The organism is Shewanella decolorationis (assembly GCF_004354305.1).
GTDB classification, from domain to species: domain Bacteria; phylum Pseudomonadota; class Gammaproteobacteria; order Enterobacterales; family Shewanellaceae; genus Shewanella; species Shewanella decolorationis.
In genome coordinates this window covers 3,226,763-3,238,665 of record NZ_CP037898.1, presented here as the reverse complement: position 1 = coordinate 3,238,665, position 11,903 = coordinate 3,226,763, and the positions used below count along the sequence as shown (strand labels likewise).

General features: G+C 46.5%; 10 protein-coding genes. 8 read left to right on the top strand and 2 right to left on the bottom strand.

Translation table 11 applies throughout. The features are described from left to right. The first annotated feature begins 42 nt into the window (after positions 1-42). From nrdB to EYR25_RS14480, 3 genes are all read left to right on the top strand, one after another. Positions 43-1,173: a class Ia ribonucleoside-diphosphate reductase subunit beta gene (gene nrdB / locus EYR25_RS14490; protein WP_088211170.1), complete on the top strand. Its 1,131-nt coding sequence runs from the start codon at positions 43-45 to the stop codon at positions 1,171-1,173. Between the two features lie 16 nt (positions 1,174-1,189). Further along, entirely contained in the window at positions 1,190-1,600 is a 411-nt protein-coding gene (gene yfaE, locus EYR25_RS14485; RefSeq protein WP_133180997.1) for a class I ribonucleotide reductase maintenance protein YfaE, read from the top strand. Between the two features lie 196 nt (positions 1,601-1,796). Next, positions 1,797-2,252, top strand: a complete 456-nt coding sequence (locus tag EYR25_RS14480; RefSeq protein ID WP_243729896.1) for a nuclear transport factor 2 family protein — start codon at positions 1,797-1,799, stop codon at positions 2,250-2,252. 99 nt (positions 2,253-2,351) lie between these two features. On the opposite strand, the gene EYR25_RS14475 is transcribed toward EYR25_RS14480, so the two are convergent. After that, entirely contained in the window at positions 2,352-4,370 is a 2,019-nt protein-coding gene (locus EYR25_RS14475; protein ID WP_133180993.1) for an oxidoreductase, read from the bottom strand. A 165-nt stretch (positions 4,371-4,535) separates the two neighbouring features. On the opposite strand from EYR25_RS14475, the gene sppA reads away from it, so the two are divergent. Beyond that, complete coding sequence (gene sppA, locus EYR25_RS14470; protein ID WP_023267063.1) at positions 4,536-6,380, top strand: signal peptide peptidase SppA; 1,845 nt, start codon at positions 4,536-4,538, stop codon at positions 6,378-6,380. A gap of 111 nt (positions 6,381-6,491) precedes the next feature. Next, the gene (ansA, locus tag EYR25_RS14465; protein WP_133180991.1) at positions 6,492-7,505 is read left to right on the top strand and encodes an asparaginase; all 1,014 of its coding nucleotides are present in this window, start codon (positions 6,492-6,494) and stop codon (positions 7,503-7,505) included. A gap of 68 nt (positions 7,506-7,573) precedes the next feature. Here the strand turns inward: ansA and EYR25_RS14460 are convergent, their stop codons facing one another. Continuing rightward, positions 7,574-9,007, bottom strand: coding sequence for a glyceraldehyde-3-phosphate dehydrogenase (locus EYR25_RS14460; RefSeq protein WP_133180989.1), 1,434 nt, complete (start codon positions 9,005-9,007; stop codon positions 7,574-7,576). A 206-nt stretch (positions 9,008-9,213) separates the two neighbouring features. Between EYR25_RS14460 and EYR25_RS14455 the strand changes: the two genes are divergently transcribed. From EYR25_RS14455 to EYR25_RS14445, 3 genes are all read left to right on the top strand, one after another. Continuing rightward, entirely contained in the window at positions 9,214-10,095 is an 882-nt protein-coding gene (locus tag EYR25_RS14455) for a DUF2989 domain-containing protein (protein WP_133180987.1), read from the top strand. Positions 10,096-10,307: 212 nt separating this feature from the next. Then, the gene (gene gap, locus EYR25_RS14450; protein WP_023267067.1) at positions 10,308-11,318 is read left to right on the top strand and encodes a type I glyceraldehyde-3-phosphate dehydrogenase; all 1,011 of its coding nucleotides are present in this window, start codon (positions 10,308-10,310) and stop codon (positions 11,316-11,318) included. A gap of 451 nt (positions 11,319-11,769) precedes the next feature. Continuing rightward, on the top strand, positions 11,770-11,903 hold a 134-nt coding region (locus EYR25_RS14445), incomplete at its 3' end, for a transposase (protein ID WP_207953692.1).

The window sequence follows — 11,903 nt, the reverse complement described above, 5'->3', positions numbered from 1 at the left end:
CGGGATCCCAAAGGGATCCCGACTTATTGGAATACTCGTACCATGACCTACTCTACTTTTTGCCAAACACCCAACGATGCCACCCGTGAACCTATGTTCTTCGGACAATCGGTTAACGTCGCTCGTTATGACCAACAAAAATATGAAGTGTTTGAAAAACTGATTGAAAAGCAGTTGTCTTTCTTCTGGCGCCCAGAGGAAGTTGACGTGAGCCGCGATAAAATCGACTACAACTCACTGCCAGATCATGAAAAGCATATTTTTATTTCGAACCTAAAATACCAAACGCTGCTCGACTCTATCCAAGGTCGCTCGCCTAACGTGGCTTTTTTGCCCTTAGTGTCGCTGCCCGAATTAGAGACCTGGATTGAGACTTGGTCATTCTCCGAGACTATCCACTCGCGCTCATACACGCATATTATTCGCAATATCGTGAACGACCCTTCGGTGATTTTTGACGATATCGTGGTGAATCAAGAGATCCTACGCCGCGCGACTGACATTGCCGAATACTACGATCACTTGATCAAGCTGACGCAAGTTTACCACCTGTTAGGCGAAGGCACCCATGTGATCGATGGTGAGCCGATTGAAGTCAACACTCGTACCCTGAAGAAAGCGTTGTACCTGTGCATGATGTCAGTGAACGCCCTCGAAGCGATCCGTTTCTATGTCAGTTTTGCCTGTTCATTCGCATTTGCAGAGCGTAAGCTCATGGAAGGTAACGCGAAAATTATTCGTCTTATCGCCCGTGATGAAGCGCTGCACTTAAACAGCACCCAGCATATCTTAACCATTATGCAGGGCGGCAAAGACGATCCTGAAATGGCCGAGATAGCCGCAGAATGCCAACAGGAAGCGTACAACCTATTCCTCAAGGCAGCCGAGCAAGAAAAGGAATGGGCGAAATACCTGTTCAAAGACGGTTCGATGATCGGTCTCAACGAGCAAATCCTCTGCCAATACGTTGAGTACATCACCAACCAACGGATGAAGTCCGTTAACCTGCCACTGCCTTATGCTGAGCAGTCTAACCCACTGCCTTGGATGAAGAACTGGTTAGAGAGTGACGCGGTACAAGTGGCGCCACAGGAAGTCGAAGTGTCATCTTATCTTGTTGGTCAAATCGATTCGGCCGTCGACAGTGACGAATTCCTCGATTTCGATCTCTAACGGGATTTGATTGCTTATGGCTAAATCGAACCTGCTGTTAAACAACCCCTTTGCGAAGGCGCCCATTGTGCGCCTTCAAGGGCAACCTGTGCTGCTGTTTACCGAGCAGCACAATTCGTTGTTGCAAGCACTCGAAGCCAAAAAAGTGACCATTTTCTCTGAGTGCCGCAGTGGTTTTTGCGGCGCTTGCAAGACCCGTATTATTAGCGGCAGCGTCAGCTATTTAACCGAGCCTTTAGCCGAGCTTAATGCCGACGAATGCCTGCCCTGCTGCTGTATTCCTAGCGAAGATTTAGAACTCGATTTATCCCCCCAAGGTGCTGCCGTGGTGACCTATCCTTGCGGTAACAGGCGCGGCCAAACCCCATCGACGCGTAAATCCGCCAATCTAAAAGCCGTGCCACAGCAAGAAGTAGTAGAAGACTAACAGAGTCGTCTACAACAAATGGGTATTCACGACCCTCTTCCCTGTATAACGCTTACTGATAAGCGAAAGACAAATCTTTACAGCATCCCAAACGCTTTACCACTCGCCCTTGTTAGCTTGCCAAAAGATCATTATGTTATTGCTTTTGAATTACTTTTACTTTGTTTAGCTGGACCCATTTATACCAAGGAGAGCTATGGATAAGTTAATCGCAATCAGCTTGCTGCTTGTGTCAATGAGTGCATTTTCGAGTGAAGATAACCTCGTTGCCGAGATGAAAGACATGGATAGTAAGGTATTTGATTCATTTAATCATTGTGCCGATGAGCAACAACTCAAGCTACACGAAAGTTACTTTGCCGAGAAGGTCGAATTTTACCATGATAATGGTGGCGTTACTTGGGATCGCCAATCGATGATCAACAACACTAAAAACTATGCCTGTGGTAAATACACCCGCTCACTGGTTGAAGAAAGCTTTCAAGCCTATCCCATCAAAGACTTTGGCGCGATAACTGAGGGCATTCATAAATTTTGCAGCCAAGAAACAGGTAGTTGTGACGGCAAGGCCAAATTTTTGATGGTCTGGCAACGCACCAATGGCCAGTGGCAAGTCACGCGGGTCGTCAGTTATGGGCATTTACCCAACTAAGCAAATGACCCACTCATGCAGATAGGCTCTTATCTTCATATCAATCAACAAAAAAGCCTGAGTTAAACTCAGGCTTTTTATTGGTAAACCTCTTAACAACTACAGTCGCATGGCAAGCTCGGCGCCTTGACGAATGGCGCGTTTTGCATCGAGCTCGGCGGCCACATCGACACCGCCAATCAAATGCACCGGAATACCCGTTGCTTTCATCTCATCGACTAAGATGCGGTTAGATTCTTGTCCGGCGCAGAGGATAACATTATCCACGGCCAACACTTCAGTTTGCTCTCCAACGCGGATATGCAGACCTGCGTCATCAAACTTTTCATAGTTGACGCCAGTTTTCATCTTCACATTGTGCTGTTTTAACACTAAGCGGTGGATCCAACCGGTGGTTTTACCTAAGCCTTTGCCCATCTTAGAAGTCTTACGTTGCAGCAAGTAGACTTGTCTATGATCGCTATTATCAACTTCAGGCTCGGCTAACCCACCCGCATGCTGATATTGCTTGTCAATGCCCCACTGCTTTAACCATTTTTCAGGATTGAGGGTGCTCGACTCAGATTCGCAGAGGTAATGCGCCATATCAAAGCCGATACCGCCGGCACCAATCAGGGCCACTTTGTTGCCAATCGTGGCTTGGCCCGTCAGTACCTGTTGATAATCCACCACTTTGGGGCTATCAAATCCTGGCAAGCTTAACTCACGCGGGACCACGCCCGAGGCGATAACGATTTCATCAAAGGTTTCGGTTTCCAGCACCTTAGCATCCAAACGGGTATTTAAACGCAAATCGATTTTATGCAGTTTGATTTGATTGAGGAAATAACGAATCGTCTCGTTAAACTCTTCTTTTCCTGGGATTTTACGTGCCAGATTAAACTGCCCACCCACCTCGGATTTTGCTTCAAAAAGCACCACCTCATGGCCACGCATGGCCGCATACACCGAAAATGCCATCCCTGCGGGGCCCGCGCCCATCACCGCAATACGCTTCTTGTTGCTGGTGGGTAAAAAGTTAATTTCGGTCTCATAACAGGCGCGAGGGTTGACCAAGCAAGTGGCACGTTTCAGAGAGAATGTATGATCCAAACAGGCCTGATTACAGCCAATACAGGTATTGATAAGCTCTGGCGTGTTGGCCGCCGCTTTATTCACAAATTCAGGATCGGCTAGAAACGGCCGCGCCATAGACACCATATCCGCTTGACCAGAGGCAATGATTTGCTCGCCAATCTCAGGCGTATTGATACGGTTTGTGGCAATCAGAGGCACTGAAACCGACTGTTTAAGTTTTTCAGTCACCCAAGCAAAGGCGCCGCGGGGCACACTGGTCGCAATGGTTGGCACACGGGCCTCATGCCAGCCAATGCCTGTATTGATAATCGACACCCCCGCATGCTCGAGCCACTTGGCCAATTGCACGACTTCATCCCAAGTGGAGCCGTTATCGACTAAGTCGAGCATGGATAAGCGGAAGATAATAATGAAATCTTTGCCTACTTTGGCACGAATCGCATTCACAATCTCAATCGGGAATTGCGCGCGTTTTTCAAAACTGCCGCCCCATTCATCGGTGCGCGTATTGGTGCGCGAACTGATAAATTGGTTGATCAAATAGCCCTCAGAGCCCATCACTTCAACACCATCGTACCCCGCTCTTTTCGCTAACGCTGCGGAACTGGCGTAATCCTTAATGGTGGCGCGAACTTGACGGCTCGACATGGCAGAAGGCGTAAAGGGAGTGATAGGCGACTTAATTTTACTCGGCGCCTGCGAAAAAGGATGATAACCATAGCGCCCCGCATGCAGGATTTGCATACAAATTTTACCGCCAGCCTCATGCACCGCTTGAGTCACAATGCGGTGTTTACCCACTTGCCAGGGGAAACTCAGCTGACACGCATGGGGAGTCAAGCGGCCACGTAGGTTTGGTGAGATACCGCCGGTGACAATTAAACCGACGCCCCCTAACGCGCGCTCTTTATAAAACGCTGCCAGTTTCTCAAATCCGCCCTTTTCTTCTTCTAAACCCGTGTGCATGGAGCCCATTAACACACGATTTTTGAGCTGGGTGAATCCCAGATCTAAGGGTTCTAATAAATGGGGAAACGACATTCAAACATCCTTTTTAAACAAGTGATTTAAATGAGCATACCTTGAGTCAAATGTAAGCTCAACTGTTGCTAGGGGGTTAAAAGTTAAAATCCTTTACAATTGTGTTTAGCCAGTGAGGAGATTTTCAGTTAGCATTGGCACATTCGATAAGCAAAGGAGTGGCTAATGTCCGCTAACCCATCGTTTTTCAAGAGAATATGTTTATTTATATGGAACACCCTCAACGGGATCCGTAAATTCATACTCAACCTGATTTTTTTTGGCTTCCTGGCCATCATCCTCATCACTATTGGCAGTAGTGAGGATATTCAGGTCGAAGAGAACTCAGCATTGGTGCTTAATCTGGCGGGTTCCATTGTCGATCAAAAACAGCAGGTCGACCCAATTGAAGCCGCACTAAAGCAAGGCAATAACGGCAGTAGCGATGGCGAAATCCTGCTGGCAGATATTATCTATGTGATTGATAACGCGACGCACGATAACAGGATCAGCACCATAGTCTTAGACTTAGCCGAGCTGAAACGCGCAGGGATTAGCAAATTACAATCCATTGGCGATGCCCTAAACCGTTTTAAAGAAAGCGGCAAAAAGGTGGTGGCAATTGGAAACTATTACGAGCAAAACCAATACTTTCTTGCCAGCTTTGCCGATACCATTTACCTCAATCCCCAAGGTAGTGTTTCTCTCGATGGCTTAAGTATGTATAACCAATACTTCAAGTCCGCCCTTGAGAAGCTCAAGATAAAGGCCCACATTTTTCGCGTCGGCACCTTTAAATCGGCAGTAGAACCATACATGCGTGACGATATGTCGGATGCGGCCAGAGAGGCCAGCAGCGCCCTACTCGCCGATGTTTGGCAAAGCTACACTCAAACGGTGGCAAAAAATCGCCAAATCGATGCCAATACCTTAGTGCTCGACTCGGCAAACTACCTCGCGCAACTCGATAAGGCCGAAGGCGACTCCGCCACTATGGCCATCAATATGAAATGGGTCGATACCCTAGCGACCGATGAAGAGTTCCGTAAAGTCATGCTCGATAGCGTGGGTAAAGAGAAGTCGGGTGACAGCTTTAAACAAGTCAGCTTCTACGACTATTTAACCTTAGTGACGCCTTTGCCAAGCTTCGTTGAACAAGACAGTGTCGGCATTATCGTTGCCAGCGGCACCATTTTAAATGGCAGCCAACCCGCCGGCCAAATCGGTGGTGATAGCACCGCAGAGCTGTTACGTAAAGCGCGATTTGATAAACATATCAAAGCACTGGTGCTTAGAGTCGACAGCCCTGGCGGCAGCGCCTTTGCCTCGGAGCAAATCCGCCAAGAATTACTTGCCCTCAAAGCGGCGGGTAAACCAGTGGTGGTGAGTATGGGCAGCCTTGCGGCGTCCGGCGGCTATTGGATTTCGGCCAGCGCCGATTATATCTTCGCAACCCCAACCACGCTGACTGGCTCTATCGGGATCTTCGGGATGATCACCACCTTCGAAGATTCACTCGCCAGCTTAGGCATTCATACCGATGGTGTATCGACTTCAGAATGGGCGGGATTGTCAGTGACTCGCACCCTCTCGCCACAAATTGAATCGGTTATCCAGCGCCATATCGAGCGTGGCTACTTAGACTTTATCTCACTGGTCGCTAAGGAACGTAAAATGACCTTAGAACAAGTGGATAGCATCGCTCAAGGCCGAGTGTGGAGTGGTAAAAAAGCCCTAGAGTTAGGTTTAGTGGACGAACTTGGCGATATCGACCAAGCCGTTGCCAAAGCCGCTAAACTTGCGGATTTAAGCCTGTTCGATACCCGCGTAATTGAACAAGAACTCACGCCTGAGCAGCGTTTTGTGCAGCAAATGTTTGCCTCTGTGTCAGCCTATTTACCCGCATCACTCAGCCATTCAACACTGCTTGAGCAAATGCTGGCTCAATGGACTGGCAGCTTAAAGACTATCGCGGCCTTTAACGATCCTAACCATGTGTATGTATATTGTGACAGCTGTGCGATCAACTAACGCAGACTCAAGATGAAGGACACAAAAGCCCGATTGCCTCGGGCTTTTTTATTGGGTTTATGCCTGCAAAATCGTATAATTAGCTCACTTGCAGCTAAGATAACGACAAGAATGACTAAACGCTCCATTTACGTCGCCTATACGGGCGGCACCATAGGCATGCAAAAAACCGCGAATGGTTTTGCACCGGTGGCAGGCTTTTTGACCCAATGCGTCCAATCCATGCCCGAGTTTTACCATGACGAAATGCCTGAGTTTGTGATCCACGAGTACTGCCCGCTCATCGACTCATCAAACATGGCACCAACCGACTGGCAAATGATCGCCGATGATATCAAGGCAAATTACGACAAGTACGATGGCTTTGTGATCCTCCACGGCACAGATACCATGGCCTATACCGCATCAGCCTTATCCTTTATGCTTCAAGGTCTGTCAAAGCCTGTTATTGTCACCGGCTCTCAAATTCCTTTAGCACAGCTGAGATCCGACGGTCAAACCAACCTACTCAACTCTTTGTATATCGCCGCCAATTATCCGGTGGCTGAAGTGTGTTTATTCTTTAATAACAAACTGTTTCGTGGCAATCGTTCTACCAAAGCCCACGCCGACGGCTTCGATGCCTTTGCCTCGCCTAACTTTCCCTTACTGCTTGAAGCGGGGATCAAGATTAATCTGCGTGCAGGTAAAATTGCCACGCCAAGCGATAAAGCCTTAGAAGTCGCCAATATCAGCCCGCAGCCTGTCGGTGTAGTGACTCTCTACCCCGGCATTTCGACGCAGATTTTTGAGAATATTCTACAGCAACCCGTGAAGGCACTGATTTTACTGACCTTTGGCGTGGGCAATGCCCCCCAAGATGCGGCATTACTCGATACCCTAAAGCAAGCGGATGAACGGGGAATTGTGCTAGTGAACCTGACTCAGTGCTTCCAAGGCAAAGTGAATATGGGGGGTTACGCTACGGGCAATGCCCTCGCCAAAGCGGGGGTGATCAGTGGTGCAGACATGACCATTGAAGCCGCACTGGCTAAGTTGCATTATCTGCTGTCGAAAAATCTAAAGCCGAACGAAATTAAAGCCGCGATGTTGCAAAACTTGGTTGGTGAACTCAGCCCCGATTAAATATCGAAATGTTATGCATGAAAAAGCCCACATTCGTGGGCTTTTTGTTATTTTGTGAACGAGTGTAATTAAGCAGGCAGAGACAGTGTTGTCAGACCTAACATTGTCTGCATGACACCAACGACTTGGCAGCTGTAACCAAATTCGTTGTCATACCATACGTACAGAATGGCACGTTTACCTTCAGCGATAGTCGCTTGTGAATCAACCACACCCGCATAGCGAGAACCAACTAAATCGCTTGATACGATTTCAGTTGAGTCTGTGTAATCGATTTGGTTCTGCAATGGTGATTGCAACGCCGTATCTTTTAAGTATTCGTTTAATTCGTCTTTGTTGGTCTCAGCATTGAGGTTCATGCTGATGATCGCCATAGATACGTTTGGTGTTGGCACGCGAATCGCGTTACCCGTCAGTTTACCGGCTAATACTGGTAGTGCCTTAGCAACGGCTTTAGCCGCACCTGTTTCAGTAATAACCATGTTTAATGGCGCACTGCGACCACGACGGTCAGCACTGTGATAGTTGTCGATTAGGTTTTGATCGTTGGTGTATGAGTGGATAGTCTCAACGTGACCATTTTCGATACCGTATTTATCGTTTACTGCCTTCAGTACTGGTGTGATGGCGTTAGTAGTACAGCTCGCCGCAGATACAATAATGTCTTCTGGCGTAACGTCGCCTTCGTTCACGCCGTAAACGATATTCTTGATGGCGCCTTTTGCTGGAGCTGTCAGTAACACTTTGCTGGCACCAGGGCTCTTTAAGTGTAAGCCAAGGCCAGCTTCGTCTTTCCAAATACCCGTGTTGTCTACCACTAATGCATCTGTAATACCATATTTGGTGTAATCCACTTCATCTGGCGAGTTTGCGTAAATGACTTGGATATAGGTGCCGTTAGCGATAATGGCGTTGTTCTCTTCATCCACTTCAACTGAACCGTTGAATGGACCATGAACAGAGTCACGACGCAGTAAGCTAGCGCGTTTTTCTAAATCACCCTTCTTACCACCACGTAATACGATAGCGCGCAGTCTTAACTTGTTGCTGCGGCCAGTACGTTCGATCAATAAGCGCGCTAATAAGCGGCCGATACGACCAAAACCATACAACACTACATCACGCGGTGCGATATCATCAGCATGATCGATCGCCGCCGCTAATTCGCGTGCCATATAGCTTTCAATTTCGTTGGTATCGGTATGTTCAGCCCAGTATTTAACGGCGAGCTTACCAATATCCACTTTACATTGTTTAACAGCGAGTCTGCTTAAGGCTTGAACAAATGGGAAACTCTCGCGTAAACGTAATTTCTCGCCGACATGACGGCGAACTAAACGGTGCGCTTTAATAATCTCAATAGTAGAAGCATTGAGTAATGGCTTACCATAAACCACAACTTCGACGCCTTGGTTACGGTACAACTTGCCTAGCAAAGGTTGCATTGCCTCTGCCATTTCAAAACGTTCTTGCCAACTTTGTAGGTGTTTATCAGCGCTCATTTACAGATCCTTTATCTCACTTTTCAATTAAAAATATTGAAAGGTTTGAGTAACATGACGAAAAGACCAATAATCTTATGTAGGTTTTAGGGGAAACCCTCTGTTTTGGTCGGCGCCATTGTAATGAAAACTGACCCAGCTTGCCAGTAAGATATTTTCTGTAAATCTGTAATTTTATTAGAGAAAATTGCATTTTGGAGCGTATTTTGAGACAAAATCTAGTAATAATTACATCATTTTCCCTCGCAATAAGCCTTTTCGGTTGTGATAATGGCCGAAACATCGAAACGATTTGTAAAAATAATCCTGAAATTTGTGCCGATTTGCATAAGGATGGCTGGTGTTTAGCCGAGAAAACAAAGCTGATCCAAAGTCGATACGACCTAATGGACAATAAAAATCCAACAGGCAAGCAACTCTATCAACAGTTAACTTACCTCGAAGATTATAGTCGTTGTATTGAATTAGCTTCAGGCGTTCAACACATTATCCATACAAGCCGCACAGCAGATAGAGCCAGAGCCTTTCGACTAAGTACACAAAACCTCAGTCGCCTACAGGATGAAACTCGTGAGCGGCAAGACCCTTTTATGTCTTATTATCAATGGACACGCTTTGGTGACACGGATGCGTTAAACCGACTCTTGGCGCAAGAAAATGCTGGCGAAGTCACTGAGCCATTTCTTTTAGCGCAAATAGCTACCTACTACAGCAACCGTAATGCCATCAAAGCGCAACAACTTTACCTTAAAGTGTTCGCAGAGATCCAATACGCTGACTTTGACCCCAATTGGTTGCTTGGGCTTGCCTCTGCTTATCGCCAAACCCAAGCGCTTGAAAAAACTTATATGCTGACAAAAGCCAATTTACTACTTACGCAGCAGAAGTATTCTGAAGATAAAATGCTAGCCTTAATCGGTGGCAACAAAACACTGGCGACAAAACTAGATGAATACGCCCAGAACTTGATCGATGCGTTAGAAGATGGCCTCTATTCGACTAGTCCTGTTGCGCTTTGGCTAGCGCCTCAATCCGTCGAGGCGCCCGCGGCAGCAACTGTCGAGCCAGAGAAGCCTAATTCGCCTTAACTGGTGTTTTGAGGAATCTCGGCAAAATGTTTGCCATCTTGTAATTTTTTATCCAAATGCCGTGCTAAAAATGGTGTTTTCGCGACCGATGTAAAAAAAACACCTAATTTGTTAACCGAATCCCGGCAAAATAGCCGAATTAACTTGACGATAGCTGTCAGTTTGGTAATTTTACTACCAGTTGAATTTTATAATCACCAGAGGGATATGAGATGACTATCCGTGTAGCAATAAATGGTTATGGCCGTATCGGTAGAAACGTATTACGCGCCCTGTACGAAAGCGAAAAAGCTTACCCAATCAAAATTGTTGCCATCAACGATTTAGGCGACGCTTCAATCAACGCTCACCTGACAAAATACGATTCTGTACATGGTCGTTTCAATGCCAAAGTTGAGCACGATGCGGAAGCAATTTATGTTAACGGCGACAAGATCCTCACCTTCCAAGAACGCGACCCAGGTAAATTACCTTGGGGCGACTTACAAGTTGACGTTGTGTTCGAATGTACTGGTATCTTCACTTCTAAAGAATCTGTACAGCCACATTTAGCGGCGGGCGCGAAGAAAGTCATTATCTCTGCACCAGGTAAAAACGTTGATGCAACAGTCGTTTATGGCGTTAACAACAATGTGTTGACCGCGGATATGACAGTTATCTCTAACGCGTCATGTACCACTAACTGTTTAGCGCCTTTCGCTAAGCCGTTAAACGATGAAATTGGTATTGAATCAGGTTTGATGACTACCATTCATGCTTACACCAACGACCAACGTTTATCTGACGTATATCACACAGATTTACGCCGTGCCCGCGCTGCAGCACTGTCAATGATCCCTACTAAAACGGGCGCTGCGGCGGCTGTAGGTCTAGTGGTGCCTGAATTGCAAGGTAAATTCGATGGTTTAGCGGTACGTGTACCGACCGTTAACGTGTCTTTAGTGGATTTATCTTTCATTGCTTCACGTGATACTACTGTTGAAGAAGTTAACGCAATTATCGAACGTGCAGCAGCGGTTGCACCACTGAGCGAAGTGTTAGCTGTTAACAAAGAGCCACTGGTGTCTATCGACTTTAACCACAACGCGTTTTCATCTAACTTCGATGCGACGCAAACCCGTGTTAACGGCCGTTTAGTCAAAGTCATGGCTTGGTACGATAACGAATGGGGCTTCAGTAACCGTATGTTAGATAACGCGGTTGCGTTAATGAATGCTAAATAATCTCGTTTAGTGAGATAGCTTAAGCCCTGCAAATGCAGGGCTTTTTGTTTTTAGCCCAAAACCACCTACTTCAGTAGGTGGTTATCATCATTTGAGGCTTTGCCTGTATACCTACCCATGTTAAATGCATCTTTGATTTTTAGCGAAGTCAAAAGAGGCAAATAACATGAGTAGATACGAGCAAGCTTAGCTAATTGAAGTGGAGGCTAATTGCAGTCTAGGTTCATATGAGCCTAGGCTAATTAACCTTAGTTGATATAGCGTCAGTCCAGTTTAGAACCATCGGCTGCATTAGGTTGCGGCCAATTAAATCTCTCTAAAGCGGGATTTTATTTTTAGCCCAAAACCACCTACTTCAGTAGGTGGTTATCATCATTTGAGGCTTTGCCTGTATACCTACCCATGTTAAATGCATCTTTGATTTTTAGCGAAGTCAAAAGAGGCAAATAACATGAGTAGATACGAGCAAGCATCGCATGTGTTCTGGCGATGTCAATATCATATAGTCTGGACACCAAAGTACCGCTTTCGGATATTGAAAGGTAATGTCGGAAAAGAGGTTTATCGATGTATTCAGGTTTATTG

Excerpts from the sequence above, each read along its gene's own strand:
- yfaE (WP_133180997.1), top strand. The coding sequence starts at position 1,190 with ATGGCTAAATCGAACCTGCTGTTAAACAACCCCTTTGCGAAGGCGCCC.
- nrdB (WP_088211170.1), top strand. The coding sequence starts at position 43 with ATGACCTACTCTACTTTTTGCCAAACACCCAACGATGCCACCCGTGAA.
- EYR25_RS14480 (WP_243729896.1), top strand. The coding sequence starts at position 1,797 with ATGGATAAGTTAATCGCAATCAGCTTGCTGCTTGTGTCAATGAGTGCA.
- EYR25_RS14460 (WP_133180989.1), bottom strand. The coding sequence starts at position 9,007 with ATGAGCGCTGATAAACACCTACAAAGTTGGCAAGAACGTTTTGAAATG.
- EYR25_RS14475 (WP_133180993.1), bottom strand. The coding sequence starts at position 4,370 with ATGTCGTTTCCCCATTTATTAGAACCCTTAGATCTGGGATTCACCCAG.
- ansA (WP_133180991.1), top strand. The coding sequence starts at position 6,492 with ATGACTAAACGCTCCATTTACGTCGCCTATACGGGCGGCACCATAGGC.
- gap (WP_023267067.1), top strand. The coding sequence starts at position 10,308 with ATGACTATCCGTGTAGCAATAAATGGTTATGGCCGTATCGGTAGAAAC.
- sppA (WP_023267063.1), top strand. The coding sequence starts at position 4,536 with ATGTCCGCTAACCCATCGTTTTTCAAGAGAATATGTTTATTTATATGG.